Below are 26,526 nucleotides of genomic sequence, written 5' to 3'. Positions count from 1 at the left end.
CTGCTGCGCAGCCCTTTCGCGACGCAAGGCCGCTCCCACGGAAACCGTCTCGTGTCACCGTCGTCACTGGAACATGAACAACGTCTCGTTGCTGAACTGCGCCTCGAACTGGTTGGCCGGCATCGGCCTGCCGAACAGGTAGCCCTGCACCTCGTCGCAGCCGTGCTCGCGCAGGAACTCCAACTGCTCGTGGGTCTCCACGCCCTCGGCGATCACCGCCAGGTTGAGGCTGTGAGCCATGGCGATGATCGCCCGGGCGATCTGCGCGTCCTGCTCGCCCTCGGGCAGGCCGTCGACGAAGGTGCGGTCGATCTTGAGCACGTCGATGGGGAACTGCTTGAGGTAGTTGAGCGACGAGTAGCCGGTGCCGAAGTCGTCGACCGCGATGCTCAGGCCGAGATTCTTCAGGCTGTCGAGGATCTGCATGGCCTCGTTGACCTCGCGCATCAGGATGCTTTCGGTCAGCTCCAGCTCCAGGCAGGCCGGGGGCAGCCCGGTTTCCTCGAGGATGGTGGCGATGCGCGTACCCAGTTGGCCGTCGGAGAACTGCCGGGCGGAAATGTTCACCGACACCTTCGGTACCCGCACCTTCTCCTTGTGCCAGGCCTTGAGTTGGCGGCACGCCTCGCGCAGCACCCAGTCGCCGACGTCGACCACCAGGCCCAGCTCTTCGATCACCGGGATGAAGTCGCCTGGCGGCACCAGGCCGCGGGTCGGATGGCGCCAGCGCAGCAGCGCCTCGGCGCCGGTCAGGCGCTTGCCGTCGCCGCTGAACTGCGGCTGGTAGTAGAGGGTGAACTCGTTTTGCTCCAGGGCATGGCGCAGGTCGCTCTCCAGCTCCAGGCGCTCCAGGGCGCTGGCGTTCATGTCTGCCTGGTAGAACTGGAAGTTGTTCTTGCCGCGCTCCTTGGCGTGGTACATCGCCGTGTCGGCGTTCTTCATCAGTTGGCTGAGCTCGCTGCCGTCCTGCGGGCTCAGGGCGATGCCGATACTGGCGGTGACAAAGAACTCGCGGTTTTCCAGGACGAACGGCGTGACCAGCCCGTCGAGGATGTGCTCGGCGACATGGATCGCCCGGTTGAGCGCCTGCTCGCGGGTGGCCTTGGGCTGCAGCAACAGGGTGAACTCGTCGCCGCCCATGCGCGCCACAGTGTCGTCGTCGTCGACGCAGGCCAGCAGGCGCTCGGCCATGTCCTTGAGCATGCGATCACCCGCGGCGTGGCCGAGGGAGTCGTTGATCGGCTTGAAGCGGTCGAGGTCGAGGAACATCAACACCACCCAGGCCTTCTGCCGTTCGGCCTGCTGCAGGGCGGTGTACAGGCGGTCCTGGAACAACGTGCGGTTGGGCAGGTGGGTCAGGGCGTCGTAGTAGGCCAGGCGGTGGATGCGCTGTTCGCTGGCCTTGCGCTCGCTGATGTCGGTGAAGAAGCACACGTAGCTGGCCAGGTCGCCCTCGTCGTCGAGCACTGCGGTGATGCCTACCCACGCCGGGTAGTGCTCGCCGTTGCGGCGCTTGAGCCAGACCTCGCCTTCCCAGGTACCGCGCTGGCTCAGTTGCTTGAGCACGTAGCCCAGCTGGGCGCTCTGCTGCTGTTCGACGGTGAGCATGCCGGGCAACTGGTCGAGCACTTCGGCCACGGCATAGCCGCTGACCCGGCTGAAAGCCTCGTTGGCCTGAACGATATAGCCGGCCGGGTCGGTGATGAGGATCGCCGAGGTGGAGTGTTCGAACACCGTCGCGGCCATGCGCAGGTCTTTCTCGGCCCGGCGCTGCTGGCTGATGTCGCGTCCCACGCCGAGCACGCCTTCGAAGCGCTCGTGTTCGTCCCACACCAGCACCAGGCGCAGCTCGATGGGGATCTTGCGGCCATCGGCGCGCAGGCAGTCGAACAGGAACAGCTGGGTGGGCAGGGTGCTGCGCAACTGGGCCAACTGCTCACTGTCGCCCAGCACCTTGCTGACCCGCTCCAACAGGTTGTAGACGCCGCTGAGCTGGGCGGGGTTGGCGACGATCGACTGCCAGCCGTTGGCGAAGATCCAGTCGGCCTGGTAGCCCAGCACCGCCTGCACCGAGGGGCTGACGTAGTTGAGCTGCAACTGGCTATCGGTGGAGAAGATCACGTCGCTGATGCTCTCGGCGAGCATGCGGTAGCGCTGCTCGCTGTCGCGCAGGGACTCGCTGGCCTCGATCTGCACGGTGACGTCCTTGCCCACGCCGATGATGCGGGTGACTTGGCCCTCGCTGTCGCGGGTCAGCACCTGCTCGCGGATGTCGTAGCAGCGCCAGCCGCCGTCACGGTGGCGGAAACGCAGCTGGCAGTGCAGCGACTCGCCGTGGCCGGTGTCGCGCTGCTGCTGGCGCAGGGCACGATAGTGCTCGGCGTCGCCGGGGTGCAGGAGCATTTCCCAGAAGCGGTCGCCCATCTGCGCCAGTTCCACACGGTCGTAGCCCAGGGTCTGGCCGAGGTGGCGGTTGCTGAAGATCATGCGCTGGCTGTTGACGTCCTGCACGTAGAGCTGGTCGGGCACGGTGCGCACCACGTCCGACCAGAAGCCTTCGCGTTCGAGCAGCGACAGCTCCACCTGCTTGCGGCTGGTGATGTCGCTGATGCTCAGGATCACCGCCTGGTAGTCGCGGCGCTGCTGAGGCAGGCGGGCCATCAGCCACAGGTGCAGTTCGCCACCCTGCGGGGCGGGCAAGCGCACCTCCAGTTCAAGCTGCTGGCGCTCTTCGATCAGCGCGTCGATCAGTTGCATGCCGATACTGTCGCGGCTGTCGCCGCTGCCCTCGATCAGGCGCTGCCAGGCGCCTTCGTGGCTGTCGACATTGAGCAGCTGACGCGCCACTTGGTTGATCTCGGTGATCTTCAGTTCCGCCAGCAGCGTGCGGCGCAGCTTGGTGTCCAGCGCCAGGCTGTGCTTGAGCGCGGCGCGGTTGCGCAGGTGGTAACGGTCGAGCTGGCCGGGCAGGCTGGACAGGTCGAGCACGCACAAGGCCACGCCAGTGCCCTCGAAAATTTCCTGGTAGCGTCGGCGATCCTCCTGCAGGGCGCGCTGGCGGCGACGCATGTTGATCAGCGCCAGCACCGGCAGCAGGGCGCAGAACAGCACCAGCACACACTTGCCGATCAGCGCCGGCAGCAGTTTGTCGCGGGCCATGCCTGCGTCGAACAGGCCGCGCAGTTGCCAGGTGCTGTTGTCGATGAACGCGAGCATCACGCTTTGCAGCGGTTCGTCGCTGGCCTGGCGGTGGCCATGGTGCTGGATGATCTCGCCGCTGCGGCTGTTTTCCAGCAGCCACAGGGGGTGGGTAGGGCCGTCCAGGTGGCGGGTCAGCTCCTGGTAGTAGTCCGGGCTCAGGCGCAGCAGCCAGTAGCCGCGGTCCTGCTCGGCCGGCTGGCGCAGCAGCAGGTACACCCGCTGGTTGTCGGCGCCGTTGCCATAGAAGAAGGCGCGGCCTTGGTTCAGTTGCAGGAGGTCGTCAATCAACTGACGGTCCGGCGTGCCGTCGAGGCTGTCGCTGCGCACCTGCCCGGCGGCGTCCAGCCAGGCCAGGTCGCGCAGGGCCGGCAGGCGCGCCTGCAAGGTGGTGAGCAGGCTCGGCAGGGCGGCGGGCGCCGGTGGATTGACGTAAGGCTGGACCAGGTTCAGCGATTGCTGGGCCTTCAGCGCCATGTTCAGGCTCAGGTGGTCGGCCAATTCGGCGCTGGTCGTCAGGCTGTGCTGACGCAGGTCGGCCTGGGTATGGCGGAACTGGGCGAACAGTTGCCACAACAGCAAACCCAGCAAAACCAGGGCGAGCAGGGCCAGCGCCCCCTTGAGCGAGCCACGCAGGTGTGTGCCGGCCGAGGTGTCGGCAGGCCGCAGGGATGACGGTTGCGTGAGATTGGTCAAGCGTTGGGTCCTGCGATTTGGCTGGCGATGGCAGGGGTTGCGTCCTCGCAGCATGCACGGCGCGTGCCGTGGTCGCTGGGCGCACTATAAGGCGCACGCGAGAAGCCGACTAGCATGCCCGCAAACATGGCAAAGTGCCAGTCCGTATGTCCGCGCACCGCCCGGCAGCCGGTCATGTCGGTTCGGCAAGCCCCTGCAACCTGTGCGAGAATGCCGCCCGCTTCATAGTCAACGCAACGGAGATGTACGGTTTTGGTTACCCACTATTCCACCAATGGCCTCGATTCCGCCTGTGGGCGCAGCAGTCAGACCCTGGTCAGCACTGCCGTGACCGAGGACGTATCCTGCAAGACCTGCCAGCGTTCGCTGGCCAAGCCGGACACGGCTGCCGCCAGTGCCAACAAGACGCCGTCGCTGGCCGAACTGCGCAAGCAGGCCATGCCTGCGGTCGAGGCCGTCACCCCGGCGGCTGGCAAGCCTGTTGCCGCGCCCGCCAAGGCCGCGAGCAAGCCCGCCGCCAAGGCTGCGGAAAAAACTGCCCGCAATGGCGGCTTCAGCGTCAAGGCCGCCTGGGCCGCGCGCCTGGCCGAGCAGTCGGACCGTTGCCGCCTACCGCGCGGCAAGGTCAAGCAAGCGCACGTCTGAGCCTGCGTCACCTTGATCGCGGGCCAACCCCGCTCCCATGCAACAACGCCGTGGCGTGGGAGCGGGGTTGACCCGCGGTAGCCGCCGAACGGCGCCGCCATCTACTCATCTGTGCAACGCCGCGAGTTGGCGTAGAATGGCCCACTTTGTTCAACGACACCCCGTAATCACATCCCCCTGGCCCATGCCGGGGCGCGTGTCTTTACCTATCTGATAGAGGGCTTGGTTTTGGCTCAATACGTCTACACCATGCATCGGCTGAGCAAGGTCGTGCCGCCGAAGCGGGAAATTCTCAAGAACATTTCCCTGTCGTTCTTCCCTGGCGCCAAGATCGGCGTGCTGGGCCTGAACGGCGCGGGTAAATCGACCCTGCTGCGGATCATGGCGGGCGTCGACAAGGAATTCGACGGCGAAGCCCGTCCGATGCCCGACATCAACGTCGGCTACCTGCCCCAGGAGCCGCAGCTGGATCCGACCAAGACCGTGCGTGAAGTGGTCGAGGAAGCGGTCAGCGTGATCAAGGACGCCCAGGCCCGCCTGGACGAGGTCTACGCCGCCTACGCCGACCCCGACGCCGACTTCGACAAGCTGGCCGCCGAGCAGGCCAAGCTCGAGGCTATCCTGCAGGCCGCCGACGGCCACAACCTGGAGCGTCAGCTGGACGTTGCCGCCGACGCCTTGCGCCTGCCGGCCTGGGACGCCAAGATCGAGCACCTGTCCGGTGGCGAGAAGCGCCGCGTGGCCCTGTGCCGCCTGCTGCTGTCGGCTCCCGACATGCTGCTGCTGGACGAACCGACCAACCACCTGGACGCCGACTCGGTGGCCTGGCTTGAGCGTTTCCTCCACGACTTCCCCGGCACCGTGGTGGCGATCACCCACGACCGTTACTTCCTCGACAACGTCGCCGGCTGGATCCTCGAACTGGACCGCGGCGCCGGCATCCCGTACGAAGGCAACTACTCGGGCTGGCTGGAGGCCAAGTCGGAGCGTCTGGCCCAGGAATCCAAGCAGCAGAGCGCCCACGAGAAGGCCATGAAAGAGGAACTGGAGTGGGTGCGCAAAGGCGCCAAGGCCCGCCAGTCCAAGTCCAAGGCCCGTCTGCAACGTTTCGAAGAGATGCAGTCGCAGGAATTCCAGAAGCGCAGCGAGACCAACGAGATCTACATCCCGGCCGGTCCGCGCCTGGGCGACAAGGTCATCGAGTTCAAGAACGTCACCAAGGGCTACGGTGATCGCGTGCTGATCGACAACCTGTCGTTCGCCATGCCCAAGGGCGCCATCGTCGGCGTGATCGGCGGCAACGGTGCCGGTAAGTCGACCCTGTTCCGCATGCTGATGGGCAAGGAGCAGCCGGACTCGGGCAGCATCGAGATCGGTGAAACCGTGCAACTGGCCTGCGTCGACCAGAGCCGCGAGGACCTGGACGGCAGCAAGACCGTGTTCCAGCAGATCTCCGACGGTTCCGACCAGATCCGCATCGGCAGCTACGAGATTCCGTCGCGCACCTACGTCGGCCGCTTCAACTTCAAGGGTGGCGACCAGCAGAAGTTCGTCAAGGACCTCTCCGGTGGTGAGCGTGGCCGCCTGCACCTGGCCCTGACCCTGAAGGAGGGCGGCAACGTCCTGCTGCTCGACGAACCGTCCAACGACCTCGACGTCGAAACCCTGCGTTCCCTGGAAGAAGCCCTGCTGGACTTCCCGGGCGCCGCCATCGTGATTTCCCACGACCGTTGGTTCCTGGACCGTGTGGCCACGCACATCCTGGCGTACGAAGACGACTCGAGCGTGGTGTTCTTCGAGGGCAACTACACCGAGTACGAAGCCGACCGCAAGAAGCGCCTGGGCGACGCCGCTGCCCAGCCGCACCGTGTGCGTCACAAGAAACTGGCCCAGTAAGCCGGATTTCGCTGCACAGCAATGGGGCCCTTCGGGGCCCCATTTTTGTGCCTGGCATTCGAGTGTCGGCGGGGCAAGGTGGAAGCGGGCTTGCCTTGCGATAGCCGGGTTCAAGCCGATCAGCCAAGCAAGATCCTGTGTCTCGAATTTTGTATACACTTACAGAAAACGCACCAAATAATTTCATAAAAACGACATTGCGCCCTGTTCCAGTGCGATTGGTTCTTGGTACATTCGGGAAAAAACCAAAAACAATCCCTCTTGGTGAGATGTCTACCATGATCGAATCTGTCGACGATTTCCTGGCCCGCCTGCAACAGCGCGACCCGGCTCAGCCCGAGTTCCACCAGGCCGTGGAAGAAGTGTTACGCAGCCTGTGGCCGTTCCTCGAACAAAACCCTCACTACCTCAAGGCCGGCATCCTCGAGCGCATGGTCGAGCCCGAGCGCGCGGTGCTGTTCCGCGTGTCATGGGTCGATGACCAAGGCAAGGTGCAGGTCAACCGCGGCTACCGCATCCAGATGAGCAGCGCCATCGGCCCGTACAAGGGCGGCCTGCGCTTCCACCCGTCGGTGAACCTGGGCGTGCTCAAGTTCCTGGCCTTCGAGCAGGTGTTCAAGAACTCGCTGACCTCGCTGCCCATGGGCGGTGGCAAGGGCGGTTCGGACTTCGACCCCAAGGGCAAGAGCGACGCCGAGGTGATGCGTTTCTGCCAGGCGTTCATGAGCGAGCTGTACCGTCATATCGGTGCCGACCTTGATGTACCGGCCGGTGATATCGGCGTCGGCGCCCGTGAGATCGGCTTCCTGTTCGGCCAGTACAAGCGCCTGGCCAACCAGTTCACCTCGGTGCTGACCGGTAAGGGCATGACCTACGGCGGCAGCCTGATTCGCCCGGAGGCCACCGGCTACGGTTGCGTGTACTTCGCCGAAGAGATGCTCAAGCGTCAGGACAAACGCATCGACGGTCGCCGCGTGGCGATCTCAGGCTCCGGCAACGTCGCCCAGTACGCTGCGCGCAAGGTCATGGACCTGGGCGGCAAGGTGATCTCGCTGTCCGACTCCGAAGGCACCCTGTTCTGCGAAGCCGGCCTGAACGACGCGCAATGGGATGCGCTGATGGAACTGAAGAACGTCAAGCGCGGCCGCCTCAGCGAGCTGGCCGGCTCGTTCGGCCTGGAGTTCCGCAAGGGCCAGACGCCGTGGTCCCTGCCGTGCGACATCGCCCTGCCGTGCGCCACCCAGAACGAACTGAACGCCGAGGACGCCCGTACCCTGCTGCGCAACGGCTGCATCTGTGTGGCCGAGGGCGCCAACATGCCGACCACCCTGGAGGCTGTGGATATCTTCATCGAGGCCGGCATCCTCTATGCGCCGGGCAAGGCTTCCAATGCCGGTGGCGTGGCCGTGTCGGGCCTGGAGATGTCGCAGAATGCCATGCGCCTGTTGTGGACCGCGGGCGAGGTGGACAGCAAGCTGCACCACATCATGCAGTCGATCCACCATGCGTGCGTGCACTATGGCGAAGAGGCCAATGGCAGCATCAACTACGTCAAGGGCGCCAACATTGCTGGCTTCGTCAAGGTCGCTGATGCGATGTTGGCGCAGGGCGTGGTTTGATTCGAGGTCATGGGGGCTGAAGTCTTGGCAAGACCGCTCCGCAGTCGCTTGTGCTAATGACTTAGTACTAATACTTGCGTCACCAGGCTTCGTCTACAGGATGAAATCAGCTTGATTTCATAGGTTTGCGCAGCGCCCGCCGTCCTCTACCACAGGTACTAACACCAAGTTGTGAACTACCTGTTTCGCTCTCCTCGGCTTTCACTGCTGGTTGTGAGTACAACAACCAGCAGCGGGAGTCTTCCCATGAACACTCAAGCGTGGATCAGGGCCGCAACGGCGCTGACGATGGTCATGTCCCTGGGCCTCACCGGTTGCAGCAGTGGCGGAGGTGGGCATCACAGTGAGGTCGATGGTTCCTCGGCCGACGGCGGTACGGGCGCAGGCACCGGTGCGGGTGCTGGAGACTCGGGCGGCGGGGCCGGTGGCGGTGGCACGGGCACCGGTGGTGGCAGCACCCCGGGCGATGGCAGCGCAGGCACGGGTGGGGGCAGCGGTGGCTCCGGCGGCGGCACCACGCCCGGCGGCGGCGATGGCGGCACGGGCGGTGGCACCACTCCTACCGCCCTGGTCACCGGCCAGGTGGTCGATCAACTGGGCAACACCGTCTCCGGTGTCGGTGACGGCGTGAGCAACCTGGGCCAGGTGATCGGCTCGCTGCCCATCGCCGGCGATACCTCGCTGACCGGCGGTGTGGGTGCGCTGGTGTCGTCCGCCGGCAACGCGGTGGACAGTGTTGGCAGTGGCCTTAGCGACGGCCTGGGGCAACTGGGCACTGGCAACAATGCCGTGGGTACCACGGTCGGCGTGGTCGGCGCGACCACCGCCGACCTGGGCACGGGCGTCTCTGGCCTTGGCCAGGGCGTGACCGGACTGGCCAGCAACGGGCCGGTCGAGCAGGTGCCGGTGGTCAACCAACTGGTCGCCGGGGCCGGGCAGGGTGTCGACCGGGTCGGCCAAGCGGTGACCATGCTTGGCAACACGCTCTCGCCGGTCGGCACCAGCGGTCCGCTGGCCGGTGCGACCCAAGGCGCGAGTGATGCCCTGGTGCCGGTGGTCTCGCTGGTGGAAAACACCACGGCCAACGTCACCCGGCAGACCGGGCTCGCCGGCCCGCTCAACCAGGCGTTGAATCAAACCGGCACGGTCCTGAACCAGGCCGGCCAGCAACTGGCGGGCTCGGGCAATCCACTGGGCACCACGCTTGGGCAGGCAGTCGCCAATACCGGCACCACCGTGAGCATCGCCAGCGGGCTGGCGCCGGTCACCGGCGGCGCGCGCACCGGGCTGCTGGAAACCGCTGGTGGGGTGGTGGCAGGTGCCGGTAGTGGCTTGGCCGCGAGTATTGGCAGCCCGACGGTTGGCGGTATCGGCGGCAGCATGGTGCAGGCGGGCAACAGCGTCGCCAGCCTGGGCCCGGTGCTCGGCGGCAACGGCGTGACCAACACGGCGGCAGGTGCTCCTGCCGCGGCACTCACCCAGCAGGTGGGCAGCGGACTCAGTCCGGTGGTCGCCGGTGTGTCCAGCGTGACCCAGCAGATCGGTGCCAGCACGGGCGCGGGAGCGCCGGTGGCCGGGTTGCTGAACCAGGTGGGTGGTGCGGTGGGTACCGTCGGCACGCAATTGACCGGCGCCACGGCCAACCCGACGGTCAGCCAGCTGGGCGCAACGGTGACGGCGGTGGGCGCAACGGTCGGCCAGGCCGGCACCCTGGTCAACGCCAATGGCGCACAGGGCAGCGGTCTCGGCGGCGCCCTGGGTGGCTTGACCGGCGCCCTGGCAGGCGGGCAGCGCTGACGCGACGGGCTACGCTAAAGGTGAGTGAGGCCGACCGGTGCGCCGTGCGCCGGTCGGTCACCCTGTCACCCTTGGATCATGGAGTGTCCGAATGCGCCGATTGCTGGTGACGATGCTGGCGCTGTCCGTGGCCAGCCTGGCCCGGGCCGAACCCCTGCCGAGTTTTCTCAACAGCAATGAGACCGAGCGCCGCCTGCCCACGCCGAACCTGCCGGTGGATGCCTATCGCCCCGGCCCCGCCGGCCTGCACGTGCCCACCGTGGACAGCGCGCGCCAATCCCCGCTGTTGATGAGCACGCAGGTGGCGGTGCGCAAGGTGCGCTTCGAAGGCGGCACCGTCTATCCATTGAGCGACCTGCGCGAGCATTTCCAGCCGTTGATTGGCCGTGAGGTGACACTCGCCGAGCTGATCGAGGTCACCCGTCGCCTGACCCAACGCTACCAGCAAGACGGGTACTTGCTTTCGTACGCCTACCTGCCGCCCCAGGACTTCGCCGATGGTCGGGTGCGGGTGGTTTTGGTGGAAGGCTACATCCACGACTATCAGGTACAGGGCGATATCGGCGCGGCGCGCGCCTACCTGGACCAGTTGATGGACCGCCTCAAGGCCGAGCGTCCGCTGACCCGTGAGAGCTTCGAGCGCTACACCAGCCTGGCCGGGCGCATCCCCGGGGTGACCTTCCAGGCCCAGGTACCGCCCCCGGCCACCACCGATGGCGCGACCCGGCTCCTGGCCCAGGTCTCGCGCAAACCGATCACGACCACCCTGAGCCTCAACGACGGCAGCCGCGACGACCTGCAGGCGCTGATCGGCGCCAGCAGCAACGCGCAAACGCGTTTCGCCGAGCAACTGAGCGCCAGCGTGCTGGTGCCGCCCGGCGAAGACAAGGAGCATTACTACCGCCTCGACTACAGCCAGTTCCTCGATGCCGAGGGCTCGAAGCTGCTGTTGTCGGCCTCGCGCTACCGCAGCGATCCCAAGGCGCGCATCCGCCTGGACAACGGCATCGACCTGACCCAGCACCGCGAGAACGATCGCTACTCGATGGGCATCAGCCAGACATTGATCGCCTCGCCCAGCGAATGGTTGGAGGTGGTCGGGCGCTTCTACGTGGTCAACGACCGCATCGACTACCAGGTGGTGGGCTTTCCGTTGCGCCTGGACAGCCAGACCGATATTCGTGCGCTGTCCTTCGAAGGGGACTGGCGCAAGGCCGAGGCACGGCGCCTGCGCATCCTCAGTGCCGGTGTCTACCAGGGCCTTGACCGCCTGGGGGCCAGCACCAATGCCGACTACGACCTGGACTTCCTGCGCCTGCGGGTATCGGGGGTGCAGAGCGACAACTTCACCGACAACTGGCAGGGTGTGGCCTCGGCGGCAGCCTACTGGAGCAACGACAGCCTGCCCGACAGCGAACGGGCGGTGTTCGGCGGGCAGAACTTCGGGCGGGGTTATCCCAGCGACCAGGGCTCGGGCGACAAGGGCTGGGGGTTGGCCTACGAGCTCAACTACAGCTTCCGGCGTGACGGTGCCTGGCTCAAGGTCGTGCAGCCGTATGTGGCACTCGACACGGCGCGGGCCTGGTTCAACGCGCTGGACGTGAAGGACACGAAGATGTCATCGGCGGCGCTGGGGCTGCGGTTCGGCGATATGCGCTACTACAACATCGCGGTCGAGGTGGCCAAGCCGATGTCGGACATCGCCCTGGACAGCTTCAACCGGCGGCCACGGCTGAACCTCAGTTTCAGTTATCAGCTGTAGGAGCGCGCAAGCTATTTGACGGCCTGCATCAATGGCTTGGGAAACAGGTTCTCCAGCGTCTCGAGTAGCCGTGCGTGGTAGATCGGCTTGCGGAACAGGTCGAGCACCTGCAGCCGCAGCAGGTCGCTGACATCGTCCATGTCGGCATGCCCGGACATCACGATCACCGGCAGGTGCTGGCGCGCGGTGTGCTCACGCAGGCGCTGCACCAGGCCCAGGCCGCTTTCCTCGGGCATGCGCAGGTCGGTGATTACCAGGGCGACATCGGGGTGGCGGGTCAATTGCTGCAGGGCGCAGCGCACCGAGGTGGCGGTGTGGCAACAGAAGCCCTCGTTCTCCAGCAACTCGGCCAGTTCCAGCAGGGCCTCTTCCTCGTCGTCCACCAGCAGGATCTGTTGACGCAAGGAAGAGGTCGGCATGGTCGGCTCCAGGCAGTGGGACTACACGTCATGCAGGTGCTGCGGTCACTGGGTGATCGCGGTCTTGATGGTGGTCATGATGGCCGATACCTCGGTCGAGATCGGCGTGACGAAGCCGGCCAGCACCACCGCCACCATGGCCGCGATCACGGCGTATTCGATACCGGAGGCGCCGTCCTTGCGCTGGAGGAAAGCCCTTACATGGATGAGGATCTGTTGCAGCAGCATGGCACTACTCCTTGCGCTCGATGGGCGCCGGTCGGCGGGGCTTGATAAGTGATACCCCTTTGCCATCAGAGCATTGCCAAGCTGTGGCGACCTGCAAATGTAAAAAGGCATTAATCCAAAAGTATTGGTTGTAATTGGCGATGCTAAGTTTTTGTTTTGCCGACGCGTCAATTTCATGGCTCTAAAAATGCGGTGCAGGTAATGGCGAAAGATGGCGGCTCAGCTACCGTCCAATAGCGAAATAGTTACCTTTTGCCATCATTGGTCCCAGGCGTGGGGGGAGAGCGCAGATGAGCAGTCGCCTGACCATGATCCTCGCCGGCCTGTTCCTGATCGCGGCCTTGCTCGCCGGGTACTGGGGCCTGCGTTTGAGCCGCCCGGCCGAGCCCGCGCCAGCGCCATTGGCGCCTCCGAGCGAAGCGGCGATCCCCGCCGCGCCCGTCCCCGTCGCCCCTCCCGAGCCGCCGCGCTCGCCCATCGTGGTGTTGCGCAGGGCGGTGCCGGCCAACACCCCCTTGAGCGAGGACGATGTGCTGGTCGAACGCCTGCAGGTGGTGCCGGCCGGCGCCTTCCAGCAACTCGACCAGGTGCTCGGGCGCCGCAGCATCCGGCCCCTGGCGGCAGGCAGTTGGCTGGAGGAGTCGAGCTTCCAGGCCGGCGGACCGCTGGCGCGGATGATCCGCCCCCACGAGCGCGCCGTGGCGGTGGCCGTCGACGATGTGATCGGCGCCGCCGGGCAGTTGCGCCCGGGTGACTTCGTCGACGTGCTGCTGTTTCTGCGCGAGGAGAACAACAACCCGCAGTCCTCCGCCCAGGTGGTGCTGCCGGCCCTGCGCGTGCTCAGCGTCGACCAGCAGACCGGGTTGGCCAACGACGGGCGTCCGGCGCAGACGGCCGAAGAACAGAAGGCCCGCCGCGACCAGCAATCGCTGAACAGCAACACCACCCGCACCGTGGGCCTGGCCGTGCCAGAAGCCCTGGCCAGCCGGCTGATGCTGGCGGCCCAGGCCGGGACCTTGCGCCTGGCGGTGCGCAGCGCCGAGGAGCCACTGCTGGCGGCCTACTGGTCCGGCCAGGACGCCAGCCCGCAGTTGCAGAGCGCCAATCGCGACCTCTATCGCTTCAGCCAGCTGTCCCAGGTGCCCCTGGCCAGCCAGACGGCCGCCGCCGCGGCTGGCGCCCCAGCGATGCAGATCATTCGCGGCGCCCAGAACGGCGATAACAACAAGACTCCCTGAACCGGCAAGGATGCGATCCATGCGTATTTCTTTGCGTGTTACTCCACGAGGCGGATGGCTGGTCCCGGCGCTGCTGGTCCTGGCCCTGCTGGCGCCGACTGCGCAGGCGGCGGCCAAGGGTTGCGCCGCGTTCGGCCAGTTGCCGTCGGTGATCGAGATGGACCAGGGCCTGCAGCAGGAACTGCGCCTGCCGGTGGCCATCACCCGGGCGGCGGTGGGCGAGCCCAAGGTGGCCGATGTGCAGCCCAGCGGCGAGCGCGCCGTGCTGCTGACGGCGGTGGGGCAGGGCACCACCAGCCTGATGCTGTGGACCGACTGCACCGCGCAGCCGCACCGGGCCATGTTGTTTGTCAAGGGCCGGGCCAGCGCCGACATGACGGAAACGGCGCAACTGCCCTCCGCCCAGGAGGACCTGCCGGTGCAGGTGCAGGCTGATATCCGCTTCGTCGAAGTGCGCCGCCTCAAGTACAAGGAGGCCGGGGCGCGGTTGTTCTTCAAGGGCTCGAACAACAGCCTGATCGGCTCGCCCGGCACCGTGCCCGACACGGTGGTGCGCCCGGGCTACGTGCCGAGCACCGCCAGCGTGCCGAGCTCGGCCAACTACGCCGACGCCCGGCCCGGCATCCCCCTCGACAACAGCGTCTTCAACATTGTCTGGGGCGGCGGCAGCAGCCGCTTCCTGGCAATGATCAACGCCCTGGAGAACAGCGGTTTCGCCTATACCCTGGCGCGCCCCAGCCTCACCGTGCTGAGCGGGCTGACCGCAAGTTTCCTGGCCGGTGGCGAGATCCCCATCCCGGTGCCCAGCAGCGGCAGCGACAACGTGTCGATCGAGTACAAGGAGTTCGGCGTGCGCCTGGCGCTGACCCCCACGGTGGTCAGCCGCAACCGCATCACCCTGAAGGTCGCCCCCGAGGTCAGCGAGCTGGACTTCAACAATTCGGTGGTCATCGCCGGCACCCGGGTGCCGGGGCTCAGCGTGCGGCGTACCGATACCAGCATTTCCCTGGCCGATGGCGAAAGCTTCATCATCAGTGGCCTGATCAGCAGCAACGTGCGTTCGAACGTGGACAAGATGCCGGGCCTGGGCAACCTGCCGATCATCGGCGCGTTCTTCCGCCAGTCGGCGCTCAATCGCGAGGAGACCGAGCTGTTGATGATCGTCACCCCGCACCTGGTCCAGCCGCTGGCCGCCAATGCGCGCCTGCCGGAACTGCCGGGCGAGGCGTTGCGCACCTACGACCCCAGCTGGGGCCGCCTGTTCTTCATGGAAAACGGCAACTTCGAAGGCCGTGGCGGGTTGTCCCAATGAACGAAAGCCTGAACCAGACCTACCTGGCCCTGACCCGCACCGACGAGGACCTGCACTGGCTGCAGGGCGCGCTGGCGCCGCTGGGGCAGGTGATCGGCGCCAGCAGCCCGAACCTCGACGAGCTGCTGGCGCTGGTCGACATGACCTTCAGCAACCTGGTGTTCATCGGCCTGGACCGCGAGCAGTTGATCGGCCAGTGCGCGCTGATCGAGGGCATGCTCGAAGCCAAGCCGATGCTGGCCATCGTCGCCCTCGGCGACGGCATGGACAACCAGCTGGTGCTGCACGCCATGCGCGCCGGCGCCCGCGACTTCGTCGCCTATGGTTCGCGGGCCAGCGAGGTGGCGGGGTTGGTGCGGCGCCTGGGCAAGCGCCTGCCGACGGCCACCAGCAACCCCAGCCTGGGCGGCCTGACCGTGCTCTTCGGCACCCAGCGCGGCGCCGACGGCGCGCTGCTCACCACGCACCTGGCGCGGGTGGTGCAGGAGAGCGGCCAGCAGACCCTGTTGCTCGACCTCGGCCTGCCCCGGGGCGACAGCCTCGCCCTGTTGGGCCTGGAGGCCTCGTTTCATTTCGGCGACGCCCTGCGTCACCTGCGTCGGCTCGACGCGACCCTGATCGACAGCGCCTTCACCCGCGACAAGGGCGGCCTGCGCATCCTGGCCTATGCCGACAACGACGAAGCCCTGGCACAATCCAGCGCCGCCGAGCTGTACATGCTGCTCAGCGCCTTGCGCCAGCACTTCCAGCACATCGTCGTGAACCTCACCGGCCAGGCCGACAGCGAGGCCCTGCGCACCATCGTCAGCCACTGCGACAAGCTGATCGTCTACACCGACCAGAACATCATCGACTGCCGGCGCAACCTGGACGTGCTCGAACAGTGGCGCGACCGCGGCATCAAGCTCGAACACGCCAGCCTGCTGGTGGACCGCTACCTGCGCCATGTGGCGCCGGATGCCGACGCCCTGGCCAAACGCTACGGGCTGGCCTTGCTCAAGGTCATGCCCTACAGCCCGGAGGTGCGCCTGAACGCCAAGAACCAGGGCTTGAGCCTGTTCGAGCTGGCTCCGCGCGAAGGCCTGACCCAGGCCCTGCGCGGCCTGGGCGAGCGCCTGGCGCAGCGCTCGGAAAACCTGGCGCCGGCAGGCCAGGGCTGGCTCAACCGGCTGTGGGGCAACCGATGAGCAACGAAGAACCCTTTGGCGGGCCGCGCCATGCGGCCAGCGATCCGCAGGTGCTCAAGCGCGCGCTGCACCGGCACGTCATCGACGCCATCGAGGACAGCGGCCGCAACCTGCTCGAAGGGGCGCGACCGGTGCTGGCGCAGTTCGTCCTGGAACAGGTGGGCGACTATGTGGCGCGCCTGCGCCTGGCCCTGTCGCGCTACGAGATGGAGCGCCTGGCCGAGGAGATCGTCGACGAGCTGACCGGCTACGGCCCGCTGGAGGTGCTGCTGCGCGATCCGAGCGTCACCGAGATCCTGGTCAACGGCCCGTACCGGGTGTTTGTCGAGCGGGCGGGGCTGTTGCAACAAACCGACTTGCGCTTCATCGACGCGCATCATGTCGAGCGGGTGATGCAGCGCATCCTTGCGCCCCTCGGGCGGCGCCTGGACGAGTCGTCGCCGATGGTCGACGCGCGCATGCCCGACGGCAGCCGGGTCAACGCGATCATCCCGCCGGTGGCCCTGGACGGGCCATGCCTGTCGATCCGCAAGTTCCGCCAGGACATGCTCAAGAGCGCCGACCTGCTGGCCACCCGGGCCATCGACCAGCCGATCTACGACTTCCTCGAACGCGCCGTGGGCCGACGTTGCAACATCCTGGTCAGCGGCGGCACCGGCACCGGCAAGACCACCTTGCTCAACATCCTCAGCCAAATGATCGCGCCCCAGGAACGTCTGGTGACCATCGAGGATGTGGCCGAACTGCAGCTGCACCACCCGCATGTGGTACGCCTGGAGACCCGCCCGCCAAATGCCGAGGGCCATGGCGAGATCAAGGCCAGCGAGCTGATCCGCAACGCCCTGCGCATGCGCCCCGACCGCATCATCCTCGGCGAGATCCGCGGCGCCGAGGTGCTCGATGTGATGACCGCGATGAACACCGGCCACGACGGTTCGATGAGCACGGTGCACGCCAACACTGCCCAGGACGCGCTGCTGCGCCTGGAGACCCTGGTCGGCCTGACCGGCCGGCAGGTGGCCGAGAAAACCCTGCGGCAGATGATCTGCGCGGCGCTGGACGTGGTGATCCAGCTGACCCGACTGGCCGATGGCCGGCGCTGCGTCAGCGAGGTGCTGGAAGTGGTCGGCGTGCGCGATGATGTGTATGTGACGAACACCCTGTTCCGCCTCGACCGGCGCAGCGGCGACGGTTTCTTGCGCGAGGCGCCGAACCCCGCGGGAAACAAGCTGCGCCACGAGGGCGTGCTGTGATGGGCCCGCTGCTGCTGGCACTGTCGCCCTTGTGCCTGGGCATGGCGCTGCTGCTGTTGCGCCTGGGCCTGTACAAGCGTGGCGAGGAGCGCATCCTCGAACGCCTGGGCCGGGCCTACCGCGCCGTGCGCAGCGGCAATGCCCGGCGCGACTGGCTCGACCCGTTGCTGCAGCGGGCGGGCCTGGCCCATGCCGAATTTTCCCCCAGGCCGTGGCTGTTCGCCTGGTTGGCGCTGACCGTGCTCGCCGGCCTTGTGGCGGGCTGGGTGGTGGCGTCGATGGTGCTGTTCGGCCTGCCGCTGCTCGGCCATTTCTTCCTGGCCTGGCGCTGCCGGCGGCGCCTGCAGCAGATCGTCCAGCAACTGCCTGGCCTGCTCGACTACAGCGTGCGCAGCCTCAAGGCCGGTCGCACCCTGAACGAGGCGGTGCTCGGCGGCGTCGACAGTACTCGCGAGCCGCTGCGCTCGGCGATGCTGAGGGTACGGCGCAACGTGCAGCTGGGTGTGCCGCTGGAGGATGCGGTCAATGAATTCGCCGAACTCTATGGCCAGGCCGAACTGCGCATGTTCGCCCTCGGGCTGCGCATCAACCAGCGTCACGGCGGCAATGCCAGCGAGCTGATGGAGAACCTGATCAAGCTGATTCGCGAGCACGAGCAGGGCGACCGGCAACTGCGCGCCATGACCGGCGAAACACGCATTACCGCGTGGATCCTCGGCGCGCTGCCGTTGGCCATGGTCGGCTACTTCCTGTTTGCCAATCCCACCTATCTGTTGGCCATGTGGCACGACCGCAGTGGGCAACTGATGCTGCTGTTCGCCTTCGCCCTGCAGGCCGTCGGCTGCCTGGTGCTGTGGCGCATGATGAGGAGCCTGTAAGTATGGCCTTGTTGCTCTGCGCGCTGTTCCTGTTTGCCGCGTTCGTGCTGCTGGCCTTGCAGGTCGGCCAGCAATGGCGGGCCCGGCAGCGGGTGGCGCGACGCCTGCAGGGACGGCTGGCCCGTGACGAGCGGCTCGGCGACTGGCTCCAGTGGCTGGGCAGCAGCCCGCTGGGGCGGCGCCTGCAACGGCTGGATGGCGAGACCCAGGCGCTGCTCGATCGCCTGGGCTGGCGGCGCAGCCGGCAACGGGCGTTGTTCGCCGCCGTGCAGTTGGGCTTGCCGCTGCTGGCGGTGGGCGTGGCGCTGCTGCTGGGCCATGGCTTGCCCGGGGAAAACCGCGGGCACTGGGGCGTGCTGGTGCTCTGCGCGATGGGTGGGGGCTACCTGCTGCCCAAGCGCTTGCTGGTGTTGGCGGCGGCGCGGCGCCAGCGGCAGATCGCCCAAGAGGTGAGCCTGCTGATCCCGCTGCTGCGCATCCTCTTTGAAACCGGGCTGGCGGTGGAGCAGGCCCTGCGGGTGCTGGCCCATGAAGGCCGCAGCCTGGTACCGAACATCAGTGACGAATTGCGCCTGGTCCTGCAGCGAGTCGACTCAGGCCTGGCCCTGGGCCCGGAGCTGGAAAAGACCGCGCGCCTGCTGGCGGTGGACGAGTTGATCGACACCTGCGTCATTCTCCAGCAACTGCTGGTGCAGGGCAGTGGCTCGATGAAGTCGCTGCTGGCGCTCAAGGAGTTGCTTGACGACCGGCGCCTGACCGGCCTGCAGGAACGGGTGTCGAAGATGTCGGCGAAGATGTCGGCGGTGATGATGGTGTTCCTGTTCCCGGCGTTGCTGATCGTCCTGGCCGGGCCAGGTTTTTCCGCGCTGGCGCGGGCCTTGGGCTCATGAGGGGATAAATGGATATGAAAGCGATCCTGACGTTGATCGGCCTGTTGCTGCTCACCGGTTGCGCCGGCCAGCCCCCCGAAGGCCTGGCCCGTCTGCTCGGCGGTGGCACCTGTGGCAAGCCCGATGCCGACCAGCAACTGAGCCTGGACATGGCCGACCAGATGATCAGCGAAGGCCGCCCGCACGCGGGCCTGGCCCACCTGGAACAGCTGCCTGACACCCTCGACCAGGTCCGCCTGCGCAAGGCCAAGGTACTGCGCCAGCTCGGGCGCGGCGAGGCCGAGCCGCTCTACCGCAGCCTGCTCGGCGGCTGCCTGGCCGCCGAGGGCGAGCACGGCCTGGGCCAGCTGGCTTCGGCCCGTGGCGATGACGTCCAGGCCTTGCGCAACCTGCTGCGGGCGGTACGCCTGGCGCCAACCGACGAGAAGGTGCGCAACGACCTGGGCGTGGTGCAGATGAACCTGGGCAACCACGAACAGGCGCGCTTCGAGTTCCTCACCGCCATCGAGCTCAAGGACGACAACCCGCTGCCAGCGGTGAACCTGGTGACCCTGTCGCTGGTGCAGGACAACTGGCGGCAGGCGGAAGATTTGGTCAATCGCCTGCGCCTGAAGCCCGAGCAATTCGCCGAGGCCCAGGCCCGGGCCCAGCGCATCAGGTCCAACGGGCGCGGCCCACTGGCGGCGACCGAGTCTTCGGCCGCGGCCATCAACTGATCGGGAGGTGATCATGTTCAAGCCCTGGATTGTCCTGGCCTGCCTGGCCGCACCGCTGCTGGCGCAGGCCGAAGAACCTGTGCGCCAGCCACGCCCACAGACCGCCACCGAGGCCCTGCTGCAGGTACAGGCGAGCAATCGCCAGGCCTCCAGCGTGCGCCAGGAACAGACCGACAAGGAACGCGACCAGGCCATGCAGCGTTGGCTGGACAGCTACAAGTACGCGATTCCGGATTTCTACCGCTGGACCAAGATCAGTTCGTCGAACAATTGAGCTCTTGAAGCTGTGGCACGATCGTGTAGGAGCGGTATTCACAAGGTCAGTGCGTGGTAAACCGCTGATGCACCGGCGACGAACGCGGAGTCAACGCCAGCGCCAGCTGCGTGCGGTTGTGCATGTGGGTCAGGCGCAGCACCTGCGACACGTACAGCTTCACTGTGTTCTCGGTGATGCCCAGCTCGCAGGCGATCTGGTAGTTGGTCTTGCCCTTGCTTACCAGCCGGGCCACTTCAAGCTGGCGCGGTGACAGCTTCTCGAAGGCGGCGGGCAGCTCCGCCTCGCCGTCCTCGGCATCGCTGGCGCGACGGTGGGTGCCCTGGCCACGGGCTTTTTCCAGGTCCTGGTAGAGATCGTCGATGGACTCGGCCAACTCCTGCAGACGCTGGTTGAGGCTGCCCAGCTCGCGGAAGTTGCGGCGCCGTTCGAGCAGCGCCGCTTCCTGGCGGCGCACGCCTTCGAGCAGTTCGTCGAGGTCCATGGGCTTCTGGTAGTAGTCGGCGAAGCCCTCGCGCAGGGCGCGGATCACGTCCTGCTTGTCGGCGCGGCCGGTCAGCATGATCGCCTCGAACATGCGCTGCGGCCCTGCGTTTTGCTTGAGGGTGCGGACCAGTTCGATGCCATCGCGCTCGGGCATATGCAGGTCGCACAGGATCAAACCGATGGTCTCGTCGGCCTTGAAGCAGTCGATGGCCTGGCCGGTGGAATGGGCGGGGACGCAACGGTAGCCCTCGCTTTCGAGAAACTCGCACAACTCTTCGACGATCACTGGCTGGTCGTCGACCACCAGCACTTTCACCTCACTGACAGATTTATTCACGATCAACTCCCTGTTGTATCGGCTCTGCTCCCGGGCCAGAGGCTCTGGCAGGTAGAAAAGTAGTCGCACTTTGCAATTATGTACATGCATCTAGCTCATGGAAGCGACCCAGCGGTCGGTTATTGGATCCAGACGGCCGTCAACAGGAAGCCGGCCAGCACATACGGGGCAAAGGGCTGCTTGTCGCCGACCTGTTCGGCCAGCGCCTGCAGGCGCTTTTTCACCTTGGGATTGAGCAGGGTCCACAGACGCCGCCGGCCGAACATCCAGGCGAGCACGGTGACCCCGGCGCCGATGAAGGTGCCGAGCACGTATTGCGGGCTGGTGGCCAGGGCCAGGGCGCCCATCAGCTTGACGTCGCCGGCGCCGAAGCGGCCGAGCATGTAGCCGGGCAGGGTGAGCAGCATGACGATGGCCAGGGCCCAGCCGGCTTCGCTTGCGTCGGCGCCGATCCAGCTGCGTCCGGTGGCGAACAGCCAGGCCAGGGCGCACGCCGCGACCCCGAGGGTCAGGGCGTTGGAGATTTGCCGTTCACGGACATCTTGTTCGGTGCACAAGGCAAGCCACATCAGGAGAACAATGCTTTGCATTGGCAAATTGCCATCCCTATTCGTTGAACGGTTCTATGCTTTCAGACAGGTCTCACAGTCAGGGTAGACGCGATCATGAAAGCAAGCCCGGCGGGACAGCAAAAAGGCGCGGCAGCCATCGAGTTTGTCGCCGTATTCATGGTGTTTTTCGCGGTGTTCTACGGGCTGGTCAGCTACGCCTTGCCGATGCTGATGCTGCAGTCGTTCAACCAGGCCAGCAGCGAGGCGGTGCGTCGCTGCGTGGCCGTGGACCCCGCCAGCCAGACCTACGAGCTGGACGTGCAGGGGCTGGCCCGCCAGGTGATCGGCCAGCAGTTGGCGTGGATGCCCAGCGCGCTGGGATTCAACGTGCTCACCGACACCCGGGTCACCGTCGGCGTGGACAAGGTGCTCACGGTGGTGATCGACTACCCGCGCTCGCGCCTGACGCGGGTGCTGCCGACCCTGGTGCTGCCGGTGGTCGGTGACGTACCGAAGCTGCCCGCGCGGCTGCAGGCCCAGGCGAGCCTGCAACTGTGAGTGGTGGCCTGTTCGATCGCTGGTTCGCCGCGCCGGTCCCGGCCCAGACGTCCGAGGTGACGCCGGCCATCGGTCTGCAGCTGTGGCTCGACGACCAGGCGCGGGTATTGCGTCTGGCCGGTCCGCTGCGCAGCCTGCTGGCACTTCCCGCTCAGGCGGGCGCGCGGGTGCACGATTATCTGGAGCGTCACAGCTGGCTGGTGCTCGAAGGGCAGCCCGCCGACTGGCAGGGCCAGCCCCTGGACCTGGATTTTCACACCGTCATGGGCCATGCGCTGCACACCCGTGGCTGGCTGCAGCGCCACGAACAGGGCTGGATGCTGCAGCTTTTCGACATCGGTGACCTGCTGCGCGAGCAGCGCTGGGACCGCCAGCGCCCCTTGCTCGGCGAGATCGGCCACGCCCTGCGCGAATGTGGCAGTGAGCGCCTGCTACAGACGGCCCGCGAACAGTTGCACAGCCTGGCCGAGCACTGGCAGGCGGCCGCGTTGCGGCTGATGCTGCGCGAACCAGGAGGCTGGCGCCACTACGCCAGCAGCGACGAGACCTGGCCCTGGCCCGACGATCGCAGGCTGCGCGAGCGCCTGGACCGCTGGCCGGCCCATACCCTGGTCGAGGTCGATGACGACCCCGAGCTGCTTGCCCTGTGCGGTGCTGCGTCGTTGTTCCTGGTGCCCTATCGTCAGGGCCTGGAGGCCGAGGCCTGGGTGCTGTGCGCCGGGGCGCGGCAGGCGCCTGCGGTCGACATGGCCCTGGCGCTCGTACGGACCTTGACCGAGCCGCTGCTGGTGCGCCATCGCCGCCAGCAACTGCAGCACCAGGCCCATCACCTCGATGACCTGCAGCGCCAACTGGGCGCGGGATGGTGGGAGTGGCCGGCGCACGGCGAGCTGCAGCTGGACCCGGCCCTGGCCGCGACCCTCGGGCTGGCGAATCGGGTCAGCCTTGGCCAATGGCTCGCCCGCCTGCACCCGGCGGACCGCGAGCCGGCGCAACTGGCCCTGGACCAGGCCCGTGACGGGCAGGCGCTGAGCCTCAGCGTGCGCCTGCCGGGTCACGATCCCCAGGCGCCGCCGCGCTGGTTCCATTGGGCCGGCCAGGGCCAGGCCGGCCAACTGCGCGGCTTCCTGCTCGATATCAGCGCCCTCAAGGCCCAGGAGCAGCAGGCCGGCGCGGCCCGTGCGCGGCTGGAGAACCTCATCGCCCGCTCGCCCGCGGTGATCTACGTGCAGCGCTATGCCGAAGGCGCGCTGCACAGCGACTTCTACAGCGCCAGCCTGGCGCCGTTGCTCGGCTGGGCGGCCGATAGCGAGCAGGCGCGCCAGCCGGGCCTGGCGGTGCATCCGGACGACCGTCCGCTGTGGCTGGAGCGCACCCGCGGTCTGTTGCGCGATGGCCAGGTACGCTGCCGCTATCGCCTGCGCGATCACCTTGGCGGCTATCACTGGATGCTTGACGAAGCCCGCCTGCTGCGTGACGACCTCGGCCAGCCGCTGGAGGTGGTCGGCCTGTGGCTGGACGTCAGCGAGGCCACGGAAGCTGCCGAGCGCATGCGCCAGAGCGAGGAGCGCTACCGCGTGCTGGTGGAAGACTCGCCGGCGATGATCTGCCGTTATCGCCCGGACCTGACCGTGCTGTTCGGCAATCGGCCCTTGGCCGACTACCTGGGCTGCACGCCCGGGCAGTTGCAGGGCGCGGACCTCGGGCAATGGTTGTCCGCCGGCCAGCGCGAGGCCTTCCTCCTGCGCCTGCGGGCGCTGACGCCGGAGCAGCCGGTGAGCAGCGCGGAGATCTGCCTGCAACTGCCCGGCCGCGAGCATGCCTGGTGGGTCTGGGCCGACCGTGGGTTGTTCGATGCCGAGGGCAACCTGCTGGAGGTCCAGGCCGTGGGCCGCGACAACACCGAAGTGCGGCGCAGCCAGCAGCAACTGCTGCAGGGCGCGAAGATGGCGACCCTGGGCGAGCTGGCCACCGGTTTGTTGCACGAGATCAACCAGCCGCTCAACGTCATGCGCATGGCGGTGGTCAACACCCTCAAGCGTCTGGAGAACGGCGCTGCCGATCCTGTTTATCTGGAAGACAAGCTGCGCCGTATCGAGGCCCAGGTCGAGCGCGCCGCCCGGCTGGTCGACCATATGCGGGTGTATGGCCGGCGCTCGGCGGTCGAGCGCGAGCGCTTCGCCGCCTGGGCCGCGGTGCAAGGCGCCCAGGCGTTGCTTGAAGAAGGCCTGCGCGGCAAGGGCGTGACACTGCGCCTGGAACCGCCCGAGGCCTTGGCCCAGGTGCTCGGGCATCAGGATCAGCTGGAACAGGTGCTGATCAACCTGATGGTCAATGCCCGTGACGCCTTGCTGGAAAAGCAGGTGGCGCAGCCGTGGATCCGGGTACGCCAGGCGCTGCATGGCGGGTGCCTGTGGTTGCTGGTGGAGGACAACGCCGGCGGGATCGATCCGCAGCTGCACGAGCGGATCTTCGAACCCTTCTTCACCACCAAGCCGGCCGGGGTCGGCACCGGGCTGGGCTTGTCGGTCAGCCATGGCATCGTCAGCCAGATGGGCGGCCGCCTGAGCGTGGACAACGGCGTCGAGGGCGCGTGCTTGCGGGTCGAACTGCCCCTTCACAGCACCAGTTGAGCGTGGCCGCTGGCGCAGCTGAGGTTGGTGCCGACCTGGGCGTCGAGCAGGTCGATACCCAGCACCTTTAGCAAGCCGTTGACCAGGGGATCGAGCAGGGGGCTGAGCAGGTTCTTGATGACCGGCTCGAGGATGTTCTTCACCCCGTCCAGCAGTCCGGCGGTGAGCACCAGCACCTGGCCAAGGCCGCCATTGCCGGTGGGCTTGTAGGCTTCCAGGTGGATGCCCGCCAGGGTGTCGGACAGACTCGCCACCACCTGCGCCTGGTCGCTGTCCATGGGTTGGTAGGCCGGTTCCTGGCCGATTTCGGTCGGGGCATGGGCACCGCTGAACAGCAGGGGCTTTTCCACTGGGCCACTGCCCAGCAGCTTGCTGTCCACCCGCAGGCCGATGCCACCGCCGGCGTAGGGCACCCGCGTGCCGCAGGACGGCGGCAGGATCAGCAGGCGGCTGCAGACATTGGTGCCGATATCGATGACTGGCAAGGCCTTTACCACGGTGGTGCCGTTGCTGAGGAAGTCCGTCGTTGAATCGAACCTGCCGATGGCGATTTTCGCCGCCGAGCGCTGGGTGAGGGTGGTCAGGCTCTTCGGGCTACAGGTGTAGTTGTCGGGCGGTGCCGGGCGCAGGCGGCTGCTGCCTTCGGCGACTTCGATGCCGATATCGATATGCACCTGGCCGTCCAGCAGCTTGATGTCGCTGACCTTGCACGGAATGCCCAGGGCGCAGGTCAACGATTGCACGGTGCCCAGCAGGTTCAGGCTGAGCAGGTTGTTGAGCACGTTGGTCAAGGGTGCCGCGAGGTCCAGCACCGCATTGAGCAGCCCGGCGATGCCGCTTAGCAGGGGCAAATCGAGGGAGACCAGGGCGCGGATCTGGGCGGTATGAACGCGCAACTCGTCCGTGCGCGGGTCACCCACCGCCGAGATCTGCGGGGGCTCGATCACCCGCAGTTGCACGCGGCCATTGACCAGCCCGAGCACATTGATCGGCAGGTCGGCGTTGACGGCGTTCTCGCTGGCCGCCAGTTGGATCACCCCTTGCACCAGTTGCAGCAGCTGGATGCTGGCGTCCAGGCCAGCCTGGGCCGTGCCGTTCTGCAGGTCGAGCAGCTCGCCCAGTTGCAGGCCGCCCACCGGCAGGTCCGCCGCCAGCTTGCCCAGGTTGGTGATCACGTCGACGGCGGCGCCGCTTTGCTGCAACACCTTGACCGCGGCCTGCAGCAGGACGGTGGCGCTGGTGTCGGCGTTGAGCAATTGCTGGTAGTCGCCGATATCCAGGTGCAGGTCCACCGCCAGTTGGTCGAGGTACTTCAGCAGGTTTAGCTGGGTGTTGGCGATGCCCTGCCAGCCCAGCACATCGAGCTGCGCCGAGCCGCCCAGGGCCTTGAGCAGGGCGTTGAGCACCGAGCCCTGGGTCGAGTTGACGGTGGCCAGGGTAGTGCGGATGCTCAGCCGCGCCTGGGGCGTCCCGGGGGTGGCTGCCACCGCGCTGGCACGCAGGGTGGTGGTGCGGGCGATGGCGCCACCCTGGACCAGCGCGTACACCCCGCCAGCGACGCTGGTGACCACCACGTTGCTGACCTCGACCTTGATCGCCTCGTGACGCACGTTGTCGGCGGTGAACGTGCGCAGGTTGTCGAGACCGGTGCGCAGGTAGCCGCAGTTGGCAATCAGGGGGTTGAGAGGCGAGTGGCCGTTGCGGGTGGCCGCGGTGCGGGCCAGGGTGGAGGCCTGCGGGCCGCTGCCGCTGCAGACGCCGCCGTGCTCGGCGGCTTCCAGGGCGGCCATGTCGGCGATGCGCTGCAGCTTGCGTTGTTCGAGGTAGAGGCGGCCGCTGTCAACGGTCAGGAGCATGAACACCAGGGCCAGGCCCATGGTCAGCGCGGCCATCAGGCCGATCGCGCCGCGTTGGCGCACAGCGGAACGGGGAACCACGGGCACTCCTTTGCCG

General features: G+C 66.9%; 20 protein-coding genes and 1 pseudogene. 15 read left to right on the top strand and 6 right to left on the bottom strand.

Features of this window, described 5'->3' with window-relative positions:
- Positions 1–63 precede the first annotated feature (63 nt).
- Positions 64–3,048, bottom strand: a pseudogene (locus tag AC25MA_RS22395) (sensor domain-containing protein); the annotation flags it as partial.
- 1,098 nt (positions 3,049–4,146) lie between these two features.
- Here AC25MA_RS22395 and AC25MA_RS22390 point away from each other — a divergent pair.
- From AC25MA_RS22390 to AC25MA_RS22370, 5 genes are all read left to right on the top strand, one after another.
- Positions 4,147–4,539, top strand: a complete 393-nt coding sequence (locus AC25MA_RS22390; protein WP_241412303.1) for a hypothetical protein — start codon at positions 4,147–4,149, stop codon at positions 4,537–4,539.
- 228 nt (positions 4,540–4,767) lie between these two features.
- Entirely contained in the window at positions 4,768–6,435 is a 1,668-nt protein-coding gene (gene ettA, locus AC25MA_RS22385) for an energy-dependent translational throttle protein EttA (RefSeq protein ID WP_028691353.1), read from the top strand.
- A 278-nt stretch (positions 6,436–6,713) separates the two neighbouring features.
- Positions 6,714–8,054 (top strand): NADP-specific glutamate dehydrogenase, encoded by a 1,341-nt coding sequence (gene gdhA / locus AC25MA_RS22380; protein ID WP_028691354.1) that lies wholly within the window; start codon positions 6,714–6,716, stop codon positions 8,052–8,054.
- A 246-nt stretch (positions 8,055–8,300) separates the two neighbouring features.
- Entirely contained in the window at positions 8,301–9,851 is a 1,551-nt protein-coding gene (locus AC25MA_RS22375; RefSeq protein WP_486972389.1) for a collagen-like triple helix repeat-containing protein, read from the top strand.
- A gap of 91 nt (positions 9,852–9,942) precedes the next feature.
- Complete coding sequence (locus AC25MA_RS22370) at positions 9,943–11,613, top strand: ShlB/FhaC/HecB family hemolysin secretion/activation protein (RefSeq protein ID WP_213883588.1); 1,671 nt, start codon at positions 9,943–9,945, stop codon at positions 11,611–11,613.
- A gap of 11 nt (positions 11,614–11,624) precedes the next feature.
- Here AC25MA_RS22370 and AC25MA_RS22365 read toward each other — a convergent pair whose 3' ends face one another.
- A complete protein-coding gene (locus AC25MA_RS22365; protein ID WP_028691357.1) occupies positions 11,625–12,032 on the bottom strand; it encodes a response regulator in 408 nt (135 codons plus the stop codon).
- A 45-nt stretch (positions 12,033–12,077) separates the two neighbouring features.
- Complete coding sequence (locus AC25MA_RS22360; protein WP_028691358.1) at positions 12,078–12,260, bottom strand: Flp family type IVb pilin; 183 nt, start codon at positions 12,258–12,260, stop codon at positions 12,078–12,080.
- Positions 12,261–12,550: 290 nt separating this feature from the next.
- On the opposite strand from AC25MA_RS22360, the gene cpaB reads away from it, so the two are divergent.
- The 8 genes from cpaB to AC25MA_RS22320 are packed head-to-tail and all read left to right on the top strand — an operon-like array spanning position 12,551 to position 20,008.
- Positions 12,551–13,498, top strand: a complete 948-nt coding sequence (gene cpaB, locus AC25MA_RS22355) for a Flp pilus assembly protein CpaB (protein WP_069017045.1) — start codon at positions 12,551–12,553, stop codon at positions 13,496–13,498.
- 19 nt (positions 13,499–13,517) lie between these two features.
- Positions 13,518–14,810, top strand: a complete 1,293-nt coding sequence (locus tag AC25MA_RS22350) for a type II and III secretion system protein family protein (protein ID WP_182324529.1) — start codon at positions 13,518–13,520, stop codon at positions 14,808–14,810.
- Positions 14,807–15,997: a CpaE/TadZ family protein gene (locus tag AC25MA_RS22345; RefSeq protein WP_028691361.1), complete on the top strand. Its 1,191-nt coding sequence runs from the start codon at positions 14,807–14,809 to the stop codon at positions 15,995–15,997. Before AC25MA_RS22350 ends, AC25MA_RS22345 begins: the two co-directional genes overlap by 4 nt.
- On the top strand, positions 15,994–17,250 hold the full coding sequence (locus AC25MA_RS22340) for a TadA family conjugal transfer-associated ATPase (protein ID WP_028691362.1): 1,257 nt from the start codon (positions 15,994–15,996) through the stop codon (positions 17,248–17,250). The genes AC25MA_RS22345 and AC25MA_RS22340 overlap by 4 nt, the downstream gene beginning before the upstream one ends.
- Positions 17,247–18,128, top strand: a complete 882-nt coding sequence (locus tag AC25MA_RS22335; RefSeq protein ID WP_028691363.1) for a type II secretion system F family protein — start codon at positions 17,247–17,249, stop codon at positions 18,126–18,128. The genes AC25MA_RS22340 and AC25MA_RS22335 overlap by 4 nt, the downstream gene beginning before the upstream one ends.
- Positions 18,129–18,130: 2 nt before the next feature.
- Positions 18,131–19,018, top strand: coding sequence for a type II secretion system F family protein (locus AC25MA_RS22330; RefSeq protein WP_028691364.1), 888 nt, complete (start codon positions 18,131–18,133; stop codon positions 19,016–19,018).
- 14 nt (positions 19,019–19,032) lie between these two features.
- Positions 19,033–19,734 carry a tetratricopeptide repeat protein gene (locus tag AC25MA_RS22325; protein WP_028691365.1) on the top strand — a complete coding sequence of 234 codons (702 nt, stop codon included), beginning with the start codon at positions 19,033–19,035 and terminating at the stop codon, positions 19,732–19,734.
- 13 nt (positions 19,735–19,747) lie between these two features.
- The gene (locus AC25MA_RS22320; protein WP_028691366.1) at positions 19,748–20,008 is read left to right on the top strand and encodes a DUF3613 domain-containing protein; all 261 of its coding nucleotides are present in this window, start codon (positions 19,748–19,750) and stop codon (positions 20,006–20,008) included.
- A gap of 46 nt (positions 20,009–20,054) precedes the next feature.
- On the opposite strand, the gene AC25MA_RS22315 is transcribed toward AC25MA_RS22320, so the two are convergent.
- Positions 20,055–20,837, bottom strand: a complete 783-nt coding sequence (locus AC25MA_RS22315) for a response regulator (protein ID WP_189660374.1) — start codon at positions 20,835–20,837, stop codon at positions 20,055–20,057.
- 113 nt (positions 20,838–20,950) lie between these two features.
- Positions 20,951–21,421 (bottom strand): A24 family peptidase, encoded by a 471-nt coding sequence (locus AC25MA_RS22310; protein ID WP_028691368.1) that lies wholly within the window; start codon positions 21,419–21,421, stop codon positions 20,951–20,953.
- A 75-nt stretch (positions 21,422–21,496) separates the two neighbouring features.
- Here AC25MA_RS22310 and AC25MA_RS22305 point away from each other — a divergent pair, with 75 nt between their 5' ends.
- Complete coding sequence (locus AC25MA_RS22305) at positions 21,497–21,940, top strand: TadE family protein (RefSeq protein ID WP_028691369.1); 444 nt, start codon at positions 21,497–21,499, stop codon at positions 21,938–21,940.
- Positions 21,937–24,573 carry a PAS domain-containing sensor histidine kinase gene (locus AC25MA_RS22300; RefSeq protein WP_309295722.1) on the top strand — a complete coding sequence of 879 codons (2,637 nt, stop codon included), beginning with the start codon at positions 21,937–21,939 and terminating at the stop codon, positions 24,571–24,573. The genes AC25MA_RS22305 and AC25MA_RS22300 overlap by 4 nt, the downstream gene beginning before the upstream one ends.
- Here the strand turns inward: AC25MA_RS22300 and AC25MA_RS22295 are convergent.
- The gene (locus AC25MA_RS22295; protein WP_308280962.1) at positions 24,558–26,510 is read right to left on the bottom strand and encodes a pilus assembly protein TadG-related protein; all 1,953 of its coding nucleotides are present in this window, start codon (positions 26,508–26,510) and stop codon (positions 24,558–24,560) included. The genes AC25MA_RS22300 and AC25MA_RS22295 overlap by 16 nt on opposite strands.
- Between the last annotated feature and the right edge of the window lie 16 nt (positions 26,511–26,526).

The sequence above is a fragment of the Pseudomonas sp. P65(2024) genome (assembly GCF_057480955.1).
The sequence above is the reverse complement of the archived record's forward strand: the minus strand, read 5'-3'. Positions and strand labels throughout refer to the sequence as shown.